This is a genomic window from Bradyrhizobium sp. AUGA SZCCT0160 (assembly GCF_018130105.1).
Classification (GTDB): domain Bacteria; phylum Pseudomonadota; class Alphaproteobacteria; order Rhizobiales; family Xanthobacteraceae; genus Bradyrhizobium.
Genome location: NZ_JAFCMD010000008.1, coordinates 231,442 through 246,303 on the forward strand (window position 1 = coordinate 231,442; position 14,862 = coordinate 246,303).

The window sequence follows — 14,862 nt, forward strand, 5'->3', positions numbered from 1 at the left end:
CGCGCCCAAAAAATCTGGCGGGAATAGAGTTGCTTACATAACGAACTCAGCAGCTTAAGTGCTGGCTGGGGCGGGAAGGATCGAACCTCCGAATGGCGGAATCAAAATCAGGCAGGACCCCGAGCAATTTCAACGAGCATTCTGAATGTAAGGCCAAATTCAACCCTAGTAGGATCAACTACTTAGCTGCCGGTTCAGAATGAGTTAGCGGGGTTGCATCTCGAACCGTCGCTGCGCCATCAACACTACCGTTGCGGCTTTGCGGCCTCGGACGTTCGCGCAGGTTCAGGCAATGCGACATCGAATACGCCGAGCAGCCTGTTGAACTCTTGATTATACGCCCACTTGTCTTTCATTTTCGGGTCATCGGAAGTGATGCGTCCTAACGATACGACTTGATCGGCCTTGTTACGCCGTAAGACAATCTCGTACCTTATAGTCCAAGGCGATTTATCTTTGGTCTCGACCGGCGTGATAGCCATGTGCACTTCGTGTACGCCAGCGTTTCCGAGCCGGAAGTGAATTGGATACTCTTTTTTAGTCCCAGGTGTTTCAGAGCTGTAGTCGCCTCTCACCAGTTCGAGCAACTGGTTGTACGCATCCGGCACATTGTATTTGCGCCTTATCTGTTCGATTTGCTCGAACAGCGTGTTTCCAATGACATCGCGTTCAATCCACTTATTCTTCGCTTTGTCATCAACCCAAGCCTCTATCCAGAATTTCCCTTTGACTTCCGTGAAGCGGAAGAGCAACTCGTCTGATCCACTTTCTAATTTCACGCGACCAGAGGCTTTGCGTATTTGCTCTACTTCCGTCGTCAACCTTTGAATGTAGTTCCCCGAGCGCGCTGAAATTGTACGACAGATTTTCGAGCTAAGTGTTGCCGGCTTGGGCGGTTACACAATCGCAAAATTACTGAATTCAAAGCAGATCCCTGCGTTTGGTACTTCGAAGCGTTGGGACCAATCGACGATCCGCAACATGCTGAGCAGCAGGGCAACGATCGGCGAATACCAAAGGAAGCAAACAATCGATGGGAGAGAATTTCCCGTTGGAGATCCCGTACCTGACTATTACCCACCCGTCATCGGCGATTTTCGCTGATGGCTCGTCGCAAACCGGATACCCGGCTGTTTCTCAGCAAATCAGATCAATTCGAAAATTCGATTCGGTTAAACTTTCAAAATTTCTTCGTCTCAGCCCGCGTCAATGCACGTTGACGGCGCTACTTGCGGAAGGGACGACCCTGACTATTGCGGCTGAGAAGTTGGGCCTTACTTTGGCTACCGCTCGTTGGCATTTGCGCGAGATATTCAAGAAAACAGCGACTCATTCCCAAGTCGAACTCATACGGCTTGCTGAAGCGACATGCTCCCCCGAAGTGACTGAAGGCGACTGAAAAAAACCTATGGCTACTGTTGGATCTCGGCGGAAGTGGTTTAAAGTCGACGTCATGACCAGCAAGCAGAACAGTTCCCGTGACCAAGCTCTGCAACAAGCCTCTCTCGCACTGCAGATGCAGCAATTCGATCGAGCCAGGCTGCTCGCAACCGACATCCTGAAATCGAACCGTACTGACAGGAGCGCGGTGCTCGTTCTGGCTCATGCCTTGCTGGCTCAAAATCGTCACGTTGAGGCGATCGCGCCACTCGAAAGGGTGATGCGCCGTAACAGCGACGCGGAAATCGAAACCTTGCTTGGTGCCGTATTGTGCGGTTCGCGGCGTTCTGCGGATGGGATCCAACAATTACGGCACACCGCTGCGCGGCGCCCGCCATATTTGCCTGCGTTTCAGGAGCTGGCAGGCCAGCTCTCCAAAGCTGGACAACTCAGCGAAGCGATCAGGACCATCGAGGAGGCCCTCACGTTGGCTCCTGCAAGCATCGATTTGAAAGTCGACCTGGGGCGCCTGCTGCTTGAGGACAATGACCGCGCAAGGGCTCGCGAAACTCTGATGATCGCACGCGATGCAGCGCCGGGACGCCCCGACATCCTCACAGAACTCGGGCGGGCACTGCTCATTGACGGCGAATACGCGGCAGCTGCCGATGCCTTCCGCCACGCGCTCGGCCTGCGCCCCCAGGATCCGTTGGCGCGCGCCAACCTTGCCGCGTGCCTGCTGGAAATGGGGGAGCGCAATGGTGGCGAGACCGCCCTGCGTGCTGCAATACGCGGACGACCTCAGATGCTCGGCCGCGCTGCCTACGCGCTTTCCGCTTCCTCGCATGGCCGCTTCTTTTTCCGGCCAAGTGCGGTGGCAAAATTTCTGGGCGAGAATCGGTCTGGTTAGCTACGTCCTGAAATTCCGCCTGTACAATCCGGGCTCTCGGCCTATCTGCTTTTGCAATGCGCTTACCCGCCGCGTCTCTTCTTCCGTAAAGGAAGAAATTTGCGCCATCCAGTTGTCTCGCTTGACCGGAATGCACTGCGCGATGGGCGTGCCTCTTGGGACGACACCCTCGAAGTCTCTGTCATGCCAATGCGCCGGAAAGTGCACCCAGGTATCGTGATAGCGGTCGCAATCGACCAATCCGCTCAGCGTGGTAAAAGGCAGATCGAAGCGATCAGCTGATGAATACGTGACGCAATCGCATTGGTCATCCTCCGAAGCAACGTAAGCCACGATAATAGTTCGGCGAAACGCCTCGGGGACGTTCGAACTGCGCATCGATTCCAATTATTCGGAAGCGAAAAATAGCATAGCAGAGGGACGAGCCAATAATTTGTGCACAGCCGTCGAACGCGGAATCATTATAGCTGCCGCTGCGCCTATCCTACCAATAGGGCGCCGCGAAAACCGAGCGTTGTTCATTTGAAGACAGCGATTAACCATCCAATAGTTTGAATTGGCGTCGGCGGAGGTAAAACAGTCGAAAAATTCCTTCTGTCCCTCGCCGGCTTTACGTCATCCGACAACGATATCTAGCTCGTCGTCAGAGATTTTCCGGCTTTTGGATTCGATCATGACGCCCTCCATAAATTGGTTGCCCGATCTTGCCCTGAGGGCACCGTTATCTGTGCAGAAGATCACATTTCTCGCGGCTGTCTGTGGCAGACATTGCGAAGGCATTGGATGTTCCCTCGTCGATCATTCGCCGCATGGTGTTACGCCGCCCGGCGAAGTGGAATGGCTTAGTCTTGCAGACCTTCGATCGATGGGAAGGAATGTCAGTCGCGCCCGGACCAGAGCGATAAAGGAGGCCGGATGACTGGCGACAGATGAACACGCCAACCACGGCAGTGACGAACCGTCGTTCCCACCCTTCAGCGCTTGGCGAGTTTTGCCATTGGCACCCCCTATTTTCAGTTCTTGCCCTGCAAGCTAACGAGCACTCGAAAAGCGCGGTTGCGTAAAGCCACGGCTCGCGCTTCGTATCGGTCAAGGTTGGCGAGTTGCGTCAGGGCCCGATGTATGGCCTCGGAGAGGCGTTCGGGTCCTTCTGGCGGCATGGTCTGAAACGGCAACGCCATCAGTCCCGCCTTTCCCTCAAGGAAAGCGAAGAAACTCTTCCGGATTGCGGATTTAGGTGGAAACTCTACCGTTCCAAGTTCATAGGCGCGCTGGACCCAGGCAATCCGCAAAACCTTTATTCTTGCCAAAACAAAAACCGCATACGCGGCATCCCGCGCATGCTGAAGGATGATTGGATTAGTAGTGTCCCCGGCCAGCTCGCGAGCGATTATTTCAATCTCCGCTCGCGATTCGCGATTGAATACAGCGGCCAGACCGTGGCGATAAGCGTTGGTCCGTATGCGCTGCCGGCCGGCGCGAGTTTTCGGTCCGGTGCTCTTGCGGGCATTTATACGGTTCGCGGTGACCTGTCGCTCGCTGGCCATTGGCTATTCCGCAGCTTCAGAATGATCGCCAGAGCGATCGCGGCTAACCTTTTTCTCCGCATCAATCAGGCTCTGGGAGACTTCCCTCGCCCTGTTGGCAATGCTGGCCTGAACCTTCCGGAGAGTATCGAGCGTCTTTTGGCGGCGCTCCTCTTGCGAACTTACCATTCTGTCCCATGTCTCGAGCCCTGGACCAAGACTCTTGATCGCTTCGGCCTCGATAGCCGTCTCGTCGAGATGAAAACCAGCGAGTATTTCCATCACTTCGTCCTTGCCTGTCTTTGTCGCGAACCATCCGTCGGCAAGCCTTGGCGCCTTGACTTCATCGGCAACGCTGAGCTCCGCATGAAGGAGGTTCACAATCGCCTCGCGGTAGGCGATGTTAATCAAGGCGGTGCGATTCCGCTGCAGCCGGATGATGTGCCATGTCGAGTCAATGACGTCATCGCTCAAGATTTCTTCCAAAATGCTATTGGGCTTGATGTACGCCAGCATCGCGGCGGCCATAGAATCGAATTCTTTTTTTGATTCCGTGATGAGCAGAGGCGATGTACTTTCATAACTCTCTTCATGCGCTTTCTCCTTAAAGAAAACGAGTGGCAGCGACAGACACCGTTGTCTGACAAGGTTCCCGATATACGCCTCTGGGAAATGGAGCCGGTGTGATTAGCCAAGCTCCACACCGTCAGCATTTACGACAAAAATTAACGACGCTCTAACGCATGCCGACCGTCAGAGAGGCGATCTACCGTGGGCTGGCGGGCTTCATCGGGAAAGCCCGAATTCGGTGCGACCACATCAGCTCGGTAACGCGTGAGATTGATTCTGCAGATAGAAATTGGGTTTGTTCTGCAAATCAGCCAAGCGAGCTACGACAGGACGGCGTAGTATTTGCGGTCGCGGAGATTGCGGGGTTCAACTTCACTAATACAGAAGCTCGGTCTGCATTTTTTTTTACGTTCCGCGCCAGATGGTCACCTAACCATCCAGGCTTGGCCCTTAGCACGTAGCTTTGATAAACTGCTTTGCAGAGTTCAACATCGTGCTCGGAGATGTCCAGTGCGATCGCCGTGCTGGAAAAAGGACAAGATCGAGTCGACACGCGCAGCTACGCTATTTTGCATTTCGTGCGTCCGCCTGGCGCGCGCCGCGAGGCCGTACGCTGTCGAGCAGCGTTCGCCAATCGCTGCCAGCTTCGGCGATCAGAATCGAAACAAGACGTTTGCGATCGTGCTCACGAGTGAGTTCAGGAGAGCGTCGAGATCACGCATCGAACTCCTCTTATGTTAGAGGCTCTCAACCTTCTCCGCTCCACACATTAGCGGTCATGGCTTAGCACGATGTGATTTTCGTAGGCGTACGCCGGGACCGCCCCCGTTCTCGTCGATGAACTGGACGCCGGCTGCTTCGAGGGCGCGGCGAACGGCGAGGTCGTTTGCGGCCGTCATGGAGGTTTCGCCGTCGGTCAGTTCTGCACGACGGATCGTGGCGACGCCAACCGACGACTCCCGTGCAAGATCCTGAGCGCGCCATCGGACTAGCGCCCGGGCCGCTCTGATTTGGGCGCTGGTTAATGGGTCAGATTTCACTTTGACTTCCTGCTATCGTATGATATATTAGAGATCATTTGATCTCTGATGCCTTATCGACTCAGTGAGGTTGGAGGAAAGCATGAAACCGGACGTATGGACAAAATCAAACGCCGACCGCCGTTCATTCATCGGCGGCTCGGATGCCCGAATTATCATGAGCGACGACGAGACGGCCCTGCTTCAGCTTTGGCGGGAAAAGCGCGGCGAGATTGAGCCCGAGGATCTCTCGAGCAACCTGATCGTTCAGCTCGGCACCGTGACCGAGAACCTCAACCGACACTGGTACGAGAAGAACACCGGCCAGGTCGTGACCGGGGTGCAGCGGCAGGTGATTCATTCGGTCAAGCGCTGGATGAGAGCAACATTGGACGGCATGGTCGAGGCGACGGGCGCGGTGTTCGAGGCCAAGTTTATGCTGCCGTGGTCGTTTTCGGAGGAAGGGGCAGCCGAGAAGCACATGGCGCAGCTGCAGCACAACATGTGGGTCACCGCCTCGCGCATGGCGGTGCTATCTATCATCACCGGCGGCGGAAAGTGGGTGGAAATGACGATTCCGGCCGATCCGCTCTACCAGCACCTGTTGCTCACGGCGGCGAAAAAATTCTGGCACTGCGTCGAGACCGGCGAGACCCCTCACCTGTTTGGCGTTGAGCCGCCGAGGCCCCGGATCGAAGCGGTCAGAAGCGTCGACATGAGTGCGTCCAACTCCTGGGCGGAATTCGCGGGGGTATTTTGCCGAACCCGGGCCGCCTTCCTCGATCACGAAGCCGCCAAGGGCGAGCTCAAAAAGCTCGTTCCAGAGGACGCGAAAGAGGCCAAAGGGCACGGCGTCCGCGCCAAGCGCTCCAAGTCGGGCGCCATCAGTTTTGAACTTCAGGCCGCCGAGTAGCCGCCGGCGAGCTTTCCGATTGGCTACGTTTTGGAAGCCGGAGCGAAGCCCTCGCAGGAGGTTAGGACGTGGATGCGCCCATGGAGTCGCCCTTCGACTTTGTTCATCTCGACCCGTCCTGCGATCCTCCGGAGAGATATGTCGCAGCCTTTGAGCTGCTGGCCGCTTTCTGGTGCGAGCTGCGCGCACTCCAATCCGCCTGCCCGCAAGATGGCTTTTTGAGCGACTTCTCCACCCATCTGGAAACCCAGCTTGTCGCCGCCGCTCTCCTGTTGGAGATTCAGGTCGAACTCCTTACCGCCCATTAGCGACCTCGCCTATTTTAACGGAGTTACCGATGCAACGTGCAAGCCAATCGATCAGCAACATAGGCGCGGCCCTGGCCAAAGCGCAGGCGGAAATCCAGAACCCCGAGAAGTCGCTGACGGCGACCATCCCTTCGGCTTTTCCGCGAGAGGACAGCCGGACCTTTCGCTATGCCTCGCTGGCAAGTGGACTGGATATCGTCCGAAAATGCCTCAGTAAGCACGAGATCGCGACCGTCCAGGCAACCGCGATAGAGCCTGAGACGGGTCTGATCAAGCTCACCACCACCCTTCTCCATGCTTCCGGCGAATGGCTGGCCTCGGACTGGCCGGTCTGTGCCGTCACCGATACCGCGGCCCCGCACCGGATGGGCTCCGCCCTCACCTATGCCCGACGCTACGGCCTCTTTACCCTGGTCGGGATCGCCGGCGATGACGATCTCGATGCACCCGATGCTGGTCCCCAAGTGGCGGATCCAGCCCCCACAAACAGTCCGCCGCAATGCGGTACGAACGGTCAGACCCCGCAAGCGAAAACGTTCCAGAGCGCCCACAAGCGTGCCAACGGTGCTCATGTCAACGTCCTGTCTGCCGAAGCCTCGGCAACGCTGCGGGACCAGTTGCTTGCCGAGCTCGACGGGTTAGGGCTCAAGGACGATATCGACGCCTGGACGCTCCAAGCCTGGCCAAAAGCAAACTCCCTGACGCCTGCAGATGGCACCAAGGTCAGGACGGCGTTTCAGATCCGGCTCGACCGAATGACGTCGCATGCCGGTATCGCGTCAGGCGAACTGCAACAGCCGACGGCCACCCCAGAGGCCCGATCGCGCATTGACAAAAGCGTGCTAACCCTGCCGGAGACCAAACGGCAACGAGACCGGCAACACCTGCGCTTTGTTGCTAGCCACCCCTGCCTTGTCTGCGGCCGCGAGCCGTGTGACCCACACCATTTGCGTTTTGCACAGCCCCGCGGGCTCGGCCAAAAGGTCAGCGACGAATTTACAGTGCCGCTGTGCCGGGCGCATCATCGCGAACTGCACCGCGCCAGCAAAGAAAGAGATTGGTGGGTGACAGCCGGCCTCGAACCAGTAGGTTTGGCGCGCGAGCTTTGGCTGGAAACCCATCCGCTGCCTAACGTTCCACCCGTCCAAGACGAAGATGGGGCGCCTACTGCGCCGCCCAGTCGCATCGGCCTGGTCGGGAAACAACTTCCTTGATGTCAAATCATTCATGTGATGGGACGGCAGGGCCCGAACTTGCGACAACCGATTTTGGGTAGTGTCTCAGTTTGATATTTCGCTCCTTCGACCCATCATCTCGCGCTCATGTGCGGCTTCGCCGTGGTCAGCGGATGTTCCTCATTAATATAGGCGTTGGCCTCTTCCACCGTCATGCCCAACTCGCGCACCCTGCTTGAATACGCGAGCCCGCCACGCAATTCGGAAATGTAGCCACATCTTCCGAAAGATGTTCATTGCCCGTGCTCCCTTGCGAAGCCTACCGACGTCAATATAGAAAAACCCGCCGGTTAAGGCGGGCTTTTAGCTTTACCAAGGTCAAGCCACGGGCCGCCGCCGGTGAGTGGCAATGGTGCCTCAAGAATGTTGCGATAGCTGAGCGAAACATGGCGAACAACGCGCAACTGGTCCGCCGGGTTGGTTATCTGACGCGCTTCTTCGGCGTTTAGAACTTCTAGAACTTCAAATTTTAGCACAGAAGTTCCAATTCCAGAAACCTTGCGCCCCGAAACTTAACTTCTCCTCAACTGATTTCTGGGCTGGCTTGCCGCCCAACAAAAAGCCCCGGACGATGCCGGGGCTTTTGAGTTGCTCAATCGGGAGATCAGCACCGCGTTCCGGTCGCAGCACGAAGCGATAGACCAGCGAAGTGCTGATGGTTTGAACGAAAGGGGTTAAGCGAACACGCCTCTCGATGAACGGGCTTGGTCTCACGCAGCTTCCATTGTTTTGCCGTTGGCGGCATGCGTTTCGCTTCTCGATCGTCTATTCAATTCTTCCGCCCGACCGTATCTGGTCCAGCGGCAGCAAGTTCAATCTCGCTCGGCCGCCAGGTCTTGGCGAAGAACGGCTCAAGCGGGCTGTAGAGGCGAAGGAGCGTGAACCAGCCCTTGCCGGGCATGGTGTGGATCCAATTCCCCCGCGGCACCCCCTGCGGCTGCGTCGGGCTGAAGTATATCGTCGTGGAGCTATCGGCGCTGGCTTCGGCGGCAGGTGACGGATAAGTCTGGCTGCCGGCGCGCGGGAAGCGCTGTGGCGTATCGAGCATCGATCGCGTCTGGTTGTCGTACAGTGTGAACGACCAGAACGCCCGCGCAGGGATGTCCTTAGGAAGCGTCACCTTATAGGTCTTACCGCCATCATAGGGGTTGCCGGCGGAATCGACGAAACCCACGAGATACTGCGAGCCGACGTCGGGAATGCGCATGATCATGCCCGGAGAATCGAGCGTGTAGCCGTAGTAGAACGCCGTCCGCGAGTCGAGCGTTCGCGCGCCGGTCGGCGGAAGCGGCTTGAACATGCCGTCCCTGGTGAACTCGGGCGGCGGCGTCTCGAAGTTGGCGCCACCTTCCCACAGCATGTTGGCCCACATCGAGCCGGGATAGTACGACCATTCCGGATGGGACACGGCGGTGCGCCAGTTTAGCAGGCGTCCGGTCGCGTTGCCTACGGCGGCAGCGTCAGTGAGGATCTTCTTCATTCGTTCATCAGGCTTGAACGGCCTGCCCTTTGCGATGCCTATGGCGGCGAGTTGACCGGTCAGTTCGAGGTCGTAACTGGTCGCCGGCTCCTGCTGTACGTTCTCGTTGATCATTTCGTAGAAGCCGTAGTCGCCGGGAGGAATGTTGAACGCCTTGCCGGTACCTTCGATGAACCTGGTTTCAGGAACTGGCGGATTTTTGGCGAGCCGGACGGTGCCGTCGAGAGCTGTCGCGATGCTCGTGCCCACGCCACCTGGCGTGTATGCATAGATCTTAAGGTGCTTCTTGATCACTTCGACAGTCGGCTTGGGGTCGTTGTTGACCAGGAACGAACGGGCCGCGTACAGCACGCGATTCGTTTTCGACCGCGCGATATAGAAGCCGCCTTCGGGCAGCGGCCCGTCGTAACCGGGCGGCACGAACAGATACTTGCCGCCTTCGCCGCGATCAGGTCCAGGAAAGCCGATGTCGACGATCCACGAAAACCACATATCGTTGATGGTGCCCAGGCCCTTGGGTGGCTGCTCTACCACCATCGGCCCCTTCGACAGGTTCATCACCGCCATGTAGTAGACGGTGTCGGCGTTGGCCGTGAGAAACAGCGACTTTGCATCCATTAACTCGGAGAAGATGACCGGGATATTGTCTTCAGCGCCGATACTTTGAAAGCCCTTGCCCAGCGCATATGCCGAGGCGCCGCGGAAGCTGTTGTTGTACACGTTCAGCGCGCGCGTGAAGTCGAGCGTGTCGCGACCTTCTCTGCGGTTTCCACCGTCGGCGCGCCGTCTTTGAATTCAAGGGTGCCGATCCGAGTCTCCACCCGGTCGGGCGTGTTGAGTGAAGGAGGGATGGCGGAGGTGGTCTGGGCGCTTGCGAAGTGGGACAGTATCAATGCAGGGCAGGCCAAGCCGGCTGCAAATCTAGCGTGATGCTTCATGCTGCTAACTCCACCGCGAATCGCGCGTGGGCGGCGCCCTTGCGGACCCAAGAGAAACATCAACACTCTCGATAATCATCCCGTCGTGCATGTCCCGTTCGCCGATGCGCAAGCCTACCTCTAATGGGCCGGCAAGGACTTGCCGACCGAGGCCGAATGGGAGTTCGCCGCGCGCTGCGGCCTAGATGGCGCCGAGTACGCCTGGGGCGATGTAGGTCCAAAGGGCAATTTTATTAGGACAAGATTCGCGTCACGATCCCTTCCCCGCGCATAGCGAAGTTCGTCCAGCCGGTTTCGGATCAACGAAGATAGGGACTGTCGTGCTTATAATTCTGTGCCTCTACGCCGTAGCGCTTTGGCTTGTGTTCTCAAAATTCAAGATCGTTCGTTGGGGCTGGCTGTCGGGAGCGATTTCAATTTCCATCGGTTCATTGATCCTTGCCACGTTCCTGGCGCTTTTCAATTATTTGACGCCTTCCGGCAAGGTCACCGTGACCGGACGGGTCGTCGAGGTAACGCCAAACGTGAGCGGCCAGATCTTTGCTATTCCGGTCAAACCAAACGTGCCGGTAAAGACTGGTGACGTTCTATTCCAGATCGACCCGGCCCCGTTCCAGTTTAAAGTAGATCACCTGCGCGCAGTGCTGGCTGCTGCGCAACAGCAAACGCAGATATTGAAGTCAACCTACGACCAGGCGAGCGCCACCGTGGCCGGACTGGAAGCTCAGGTCAAATTCAATGCGCAGCGCCTGAGGGACATTCAGAAGCTATTTGAGAGCGGAGCGAACACCGAGTTCAGGGAGCAAGACACCCAGGTTCAGTTTGAGACTGTGTCTGCACAGCTCGGTGCAGCCAAGGCCGCCCAACAGAGCGCAAAACTTGCACTAGACTCCGAGATTGGGGGCGTGAACACCACAGTCGCTCAAATTCGGGCGCAGTTGGATAATGCCGAGTGGGAATTGTCACAGACTACGGTTCGAGCCCCAGCCGACGGCTACGTAACACTCATAACATTGACTGTCGGCGATCGTGCGCTGCAAGCGCGTTCGCTACTTTCATTTGTTGTTGAGAACGAAATCACAATCATCGGGATGTTCTCACAAAACGGCTTCGAAACGATCAAGGTCGGAGCGCCGGTCGATATTGTCTTCGATAACGCTCCGGGCCGCATCTATCACGCCAAGATCGCTGCCATCCCAAAGGGCGTAGGTCAGGGCCAAGTCGCTGTATCTGGAACCCTTGCCCGAACGACGGCGATCGGTGGCACGAGCGCCTTTCCAGCGGAAATATCCGTTCCCGACCAAATGAGCCGAGATTCGCTGCGGCTCGGAATGTCCGGGAATGCCACGACCTATGCTCAAAATGCGGGTGTCATTGGACTTCTTGCCTCTATTCTCGTCTGGATTAGTTCTTTTACTGCTTATCTCTAAGGGCGCGCCGGAGACAATGGTGGCGCAAAGTCAATTCGGTGCTCGCGCCTGCCGCCGGCGCTGCCCTCCAGGTGGCGATCTAGTAACACTCGAGCAAGGTGCGGATGACGACGATCGCCGCGATCCGGCCGCTGCCTCAACTCGTGTGATCGAAGCTTCGGCTATCTCGGCGCAACTCTCATTCTATCGACCTCGGAGTCGCATCAATTCCTATATTGGACCAGGGTCCAATATCCGGTGAAGACATCGCCCGGTAGGGTCGCATCGATTGCGTTTTCGGCGATCGAGGTCAATCCGTAACATGGCGCTTTTTTCTGAATCTACGATAACGGTCGACGCTTCCATCGATAATGCCGCTTCCAAAACGGCCGGGATGATTTGGATACCCGGCGGCACTTTTCGCATGGGATCGGACAGCCATTACCCCGAAGAAGCGCCGGCGCACCGCGTCGCCGTGGACGGTTTTTGGGTAGACCGCTATCCGGTGACGAACGGACAGTTTCGCAAATTCGTGAGCGCGACGGGCCACGTTACTTTTGCGGAAGTTGCGCCGGATCCCGTGCATTATCCGGACGCCCTTCCCGAGCTGATTTTCGCAGGTTCATTGGTTTTCGTTCCCCCGAAGCTTCTGTCGAACCCTCAAGATTGGAGCCAGTGGTGGAGCCTCATGCGAGGAGCCAACTGGCGACATCCTTACGGGCCCGACAGCCACATCGAAGGACTTGATGACCATCCCGTCGTTCATGTCAACTTTGATGACGCGCTGGCATATGCGAATTGGGCCGGCAAGGCTCTACCGACGGAGGCTGAATGGGAGTTTGCGGCCCGCGGAGGACTCGAATCCGCGGAATATGCTTGGGGTGACGAATTCGTACCCGGCGGACGCCACATGGCCAACACTTGGCAAGGAAACTTTCCTGCCGAGAATTCCCTAAACGACGGATTCGCTCGTACTTCGCCTGTGAACGCATTTCCAGCGAATGGTTTTGGCGTCCACGACATGATCGGCAACACTTGGGAGTGGATCACCGACTGGTATTCGCCGAAACACAAAGCCGATGCCAAGAAGACCTGCTGCATTCCGCAAAATCCGCGCGGTGGCCGCAAAGAGGAAAGTTTCGATCCGCATCACCCAGCTAGCAAAATTCCTCGCAAAGTCATTAAGGGTGGCTCGCATCTTTGCGCGCCCAACTATTGCCGCCGCTATCGCCCCGCAGCGCGGCATGCCGAGCCTGTTGATACGTCAACAAGCCATCTCGGATTTCGTTGTGTGAGAAGATCGTCGTGAGACCGGAGACGCACTGAAGTCGTCAAACAGGAGAAAAAGAATGAAAACTTCTAAAGAAATAGCCGCGAACGCGGCCACCGGCCGCAGCGTCAGCCGACGCAATGCTTTGCTCGCGGGTACCATGCTGGCGGCCGCCTTTGCCCTAGACGGACTTCAACTCAGTCAGGCACAAGCTCAGCAGCAGCAGAGCAAGCCGAACATAATCATGATTATATCCGACGATACCGGCGTCGGTGATCTTGGGCCATATGGCGGTGGCGAGGGCCGCGGCATGCCAACACCCAACATCGACCGGCTGGCCAGCGAGGGCATGCAGTTCCATTCCTTCTATGCGCAACCAAGCTGCACCCCTGGCCGTGCGGCGATGCAGACCGGCCGTATTCCAAACCGCAGCGGCATGACGACCGTGGCCTTCCAGGGCCAAGGCGGCGGCCTGCCGGCGGCGGAGTGGACGCTCGCATCCGTGCTTAAGACCGGCGGATACAAGACCTTCTTCACCGGCAAGTGGCATTTGGGCGAAGCCGACTACGCGCTTCCGAATGCACAGGGCTACGATGAGATGAAGTATTGTGGCCTCTATCATCTCAACGCCTACACTTACGCCGACCCCACGTGGTTTCCCGACATGGCTCCCGAATTACGAGCGATGTTTGCGCGCGTGACCAAGGGCGCGCTGTCAGGCAACGCCGGCCAGCCGGTGCGAGAGGAATTCAAGATTAACGGGCAGTATGTCGACACGCCGGTGATCAACGGCAAGGAAGGTGTGGTGGGAATTCCCTTCTTCGACGGTTACGTGGAAAAGGCGGCGATCGAATATCTGGATCGTAACGCGAACTCGCGCGAACCGATCTTCATGAGTATCAACTTCATGAAGGTCCATCAGCCGAACATGCCTCACCCCGACTACATCCATAAATCTCTGTCCAAGAGCAAGTATGCCGATTCCGTGGTCGAACTTGATGCTCGGATAGGGCGGATCATGGACAAGATCCGCTCGCTCCCAAACGCCAACAATACGCTAGTGTTCTACACCACCGATAACGGCGCATGGCAGGATGTCTATCCCGATGCCGGCTACACGCCGTTCCGTGGAACCAAGGGCACCGTGCGCGAGGGCGGCAACCGGGTTCCTGCGATTGCGTGGATGCCCGGCAAGATTAAGCCGAACGCAAAGAACCACGAGATTATCGGCGGCCTTGATCTGATGGCCACCTTTGCGGCCGTCGGAGGCACCAAGCTTCCAACACAGGATCGCGCCGGACAGCCGATCATGTTCGACAGCTATGACATGTCGCCCGTGCTGTTTGGCACCGGCAAGTCACCGCGCAACGAGTGGTTTTACTTTACCGAGAACGAACTTTCACCCGGAGCTGCGCGCGTTGGCAACTACAAGGCAGTATTCAATCTGCGCGGAGACGATGGCTCGTCGACCGGCGGCCTAGCCGTCGATACTAATCTAGGCTGGAAGGGGGCGGAGAAATACGTCGCCACCGTCCCCCAGGTGTTTGACCTGTGGCAGGATCCGCAGGAGCGCTACGATATCTTCATGAACAACTACACTGAGCGTACCTGGACCATGGTAACCGTCAGCGAAGCCATCAAGAACCTGATGAAAACCTACGTCCAGTATCCCCCTCGCAAGCTGCAAAGTGAGAGCTACACTGGTCCGCTCACGCTGTCGGAGTACGAAAGATTCCAGAGCGTCCGCGATGCGCTCGCTAAGGAAGGCATCAAGCTGCCGATGCCTACGGGCAACTGAGGGATATGACGGAAACGGACGGCGCGCCCTGCGCCGTCCTCGCCGAGCAGACGGCTCCTTCTAATGGTGCCGTCTCCGACGTGAATATTTCTGGCCCACGACCTGA

Annotated in this window: 13 protein-coding genes and 3 pseudogenes; 10 read left to right on the top strand and 6 right to left on the bottom strand. The window is 57.3% G+C overall.

Annotated elements, in window-relative coordinates:
• Positions 1-245: 245 nt before the first annotated feature.
• Positions 246-821, bottom strand: coding sequence for a hypothetical protein (locus JQ558_RS16000; RefSeq protein WP_212294168.1), 576 nt, complete (start codon positions 819-821; stop codon positions 246-248).
• Between the two features lie 67 nt (positions 822-888).
• Between JQ558_RS16000 and JQ558_RS38335 the strand changes: the two genes are divergently transcribed.
• Genes JQ558_RS38335 through JQ558_RS16015 form a run of 3 tightly spaced genes read left to right on the top strand, consistent with a single transcriptional unit; the run spans position 889 to position 2,290 of the window.
• Positions 889-1,104 carry a recombinase family protein gene (locus JQ558_RS38335; protein ID WP_409410524.1) on the top strand — a complete coding sequence of 72 codons (216 nt, stop codon included), beginning with the start codon at positions 889-891 and terminating at the stop codon, positions 1,102-1,104.
• Positions 1,034-1,399, top strand: a complete 366-nt coding sequence (locus tag JQ558_RS16010; protein WP_212294169.1) for a helix-turn-helix transcriptional regulator — start codon at positions 1,034-1,036, stop codon at positions 1,397-1,399. The genes JQ558_RS38335 and JQ558_RS16010 overlap by 71 nt, the downstream gene beginning before the upstream one ends.
• A 54-nt stretch (positions 1,400-1,453) precedes the next feature.
• Positions 1,454-2,290 (top strand): lipopolysaccharide assembly protein LapB, encoded by an 837-nt coding sequence (locus tag JQ558_RS16015; protein WP_212294170.1) that lies wholly within the window; start codon positions 1,454-1,456, stop codon positions 2,288-2,290.
• Here JQ558_RS16015 and JQ558_RS37240 read toward each other — a convergent pair.
• The 3 genes and pseudogenes from JQ558_RS37240 to JQ558_RS16025 form a co-directional block, all read right to left on the bottom strand.
• Positions 2,291-2,566: pseudogene (locus JQ558_RS37240) on the bottom strand (hypothetical protein); the annotation flags it as partial.
• A 737-nt stretch (positions 2,567-3,303) separates the two neighbouring features.
• The gene (locus tag JQ558_RS16020; protein ID WP_212294171.1) at positions 3,304-3,837 is read right to left on the bottom strand and encodes a hypothetical protein; all 534 of its coding nucleotides are present in this window, start codon (positions 3,835-3,837) and stop codon (positions 3,304-3,306) included.
• A 3-nt stretch (positions 3,838-3,840) separates the two neighbouring features.
• Positions 3,841-4,344 carry a hypothetical protein gene (locus tag JQ558_RS16025; protein ID WP_212294172.1) on the bottom strand — a complete coding sequence of 168 codons (504 nt, stop codon included), beginning with the start codon at positions 4,342-4,344 and terminating at the stop codon, positions 3,841-3,843.
• Positions 4,345-5,508: 1,164 nt separating this feature from the next.
• Here JQ558_RS16025 and JQ558_RS16030 point away from each other — a divergent pair.
• The 3 genes from JQ558_RS16030 to JQ558_RS16040 all read left to right on the top strand — a co-directional run bounded on the left by JQ558_RS16030 (position 5,509) and on the right by JQ558_RS16040 (position 7,840).
• Complete coding sequence (locus tag JQ558_RS16030; RefSeq protein WP_212294211.1) at positions 5,509-6,318, top strand: YqaJ viral recombinase family protein; 810 nt, start codon at positions 5,509-5,511, stop codon at positions 6,316-6,318.
• Between the two features lie 80 nt (positions 6,319-6,398).
• Entirely contained in the window at positions 6,399-6,626 is a 228-nt protein-coding gene (locus tag JQ558_RS16035) for a hypothetical protein (RefSeq protein ID WP_212294173.1), read from the top strand.
• Positions 6,627-6,655: 29 nt separating this feature from the next.
• Entirely contained in the window at positions 6,656-7,840 is a 1,185-nt protein-coding gene (locus JQ558_RS16040) for an ERF family protein (RefSeq protein ID WP_212294174.1), read from the top strand.
• A 483-nt stretch (positions 7,841-8,323) separates the two neighbouring features.
• Here the strand turns inward: JQ558_RS16040 and JQ558_RS16045 are convergent, their stop codons facing one another.
• Positions 8,324-8,575: a hypothetical protein gene (locus JQ558_RS16045; protein ID WP_212294175.1), complete on the bottom strand. Its 252-nt coding sequence runs from the start codon at positions 8,573-8,575 to the stop codon at positions 8,324-8,326.
• A 55-nt stretch (positions 8,576-8,630) separates the two neighbouring features.
• Positions 8,631-10,279: pseudogene (locus tag JQ558_RS16050) on the bottom strand (DUF1254 domain-containing protein).
• Positions 10,280-10,301: 22 nt separating this feature from the next.
• Here JQ558_RS16050 and JQ558_RS16055 point away from each other — a divergent pair.
• From JQ558_RS16055 to JQ558_RS16070, 4 genes and pseudogenes are all read left to right on the top strand, one after another.
• A pseudogene (locus JQ558_RS16055) lies at positions 10,302-10,490 on the top strand (SUMF1/EgtB/PvdO family nonheme iron enzyme); the annotation flags it as partial.
• Positions 10,491-10,599: 109 nt separating this feature from the next.
• Positions 10,600-11,709: an HlyD family secretion protein gene (locus tag JQ558_RS16060; protein WP_212294176.1), complete on the top strand. Its 1,110-nt coding sequence runs from the start codon at positions 10,600-10,602 to the stop codon at positions 11,707-11,709.
• A gap of 301 nt (positions 11,710-12,010) precedes the next feature.
• The gene (locus tag JQ558_RS16065; protein WP_409410525.1) at positions 12,011-12,997 is read left to right on the top strand and encodes a formylglycine-generating enzyme family protein; all 987 of its coding nucleotides are present in this window, start codon (positions 12,011-12,013) and stop codon (positions 12,995-12,997) included.
• A gap of 121 nt (positions 12,998-13,118) precedes the next feature.
• Complete coding sequence (locus JQ558_RS16070) at positions 13,119-14,756, top strand: arylsulfatase (RefSeq protein ID WP_212294213.1); 1,638 nt, start codon at positions 13,119-13,121, stop codon at positions 14,754-14,756.
• Positions 14,757-14,862: the final 106 nt, after the last annotated feature.

Excerpts from the sequence above, each read along its gene's own strand:
- JQ558_RS16010 (WP_212294169.1), top strand. The coding sequence starts at position 1,034 with ATGGGAGAGAATTTCCCGTTGGAGATCCCGTACCTGACTATTACCCAC.
- JQ558_RS16015 (WP_212294170.1), top strand. The coding sequence starts at position 1,454 with ATGACCAGCAAGCAGAACAGTTCCCGTGACCAAGCTCTGCAACAAGCC.
- JQ558_RS16020 (WP_212294171.1), bottom strand. The coding sequence starts at position 3,837 with ATGGCCAGCGAGCGACAGGTCACCGCGAACCGTATAAATGCCCGCAAG.
- JQ558_RS16025 (WP_212294172.1), bottom strand. The coding sequence starts at position 4,344 with ATGGCCGCCGCGATGCTGGCGTACATCAAGCCCAATAGCATTTTGGAA.
- JQ558_RS16030 (WP_212294211.1), top strand. The coding sequence starts at position 5,509 with ATGAAACCGGACGTATGGACAAAATCAAACGCCGACCGCCGTTCATTC.
- JQ558_RS16035 (WP_212294173.1), top strand. The coding sequence starts at position 6,399 with ATGGAGTCGCCCTTCGACTTTGTTCATCTCGACCCGTCCTGCGATCCT.
- JQ558_RS16040 (WP_212294174.1), top strand. The coding sequence starts at position 6,656 with ATGCAACGTGCAAGCCAATCGATCAGCAACATAGGCGCGGCCCTGGCC.
- JQ558_RS16065 (WP_409410525.1), top strand. The coding sequence starts at position 12,011 with ATGGCGCTTTTTTCTGAATCTACGATAACGGTCGACGCTTCCATCGAT.
- JQ558_RS16070 (WP_212294213.1), top strand. The coding sequence starts at position 13,119 with ATGCTGGCGGCCGCCTTTGCCCTAGACGGACTTCAACTCAGTCAGGCA.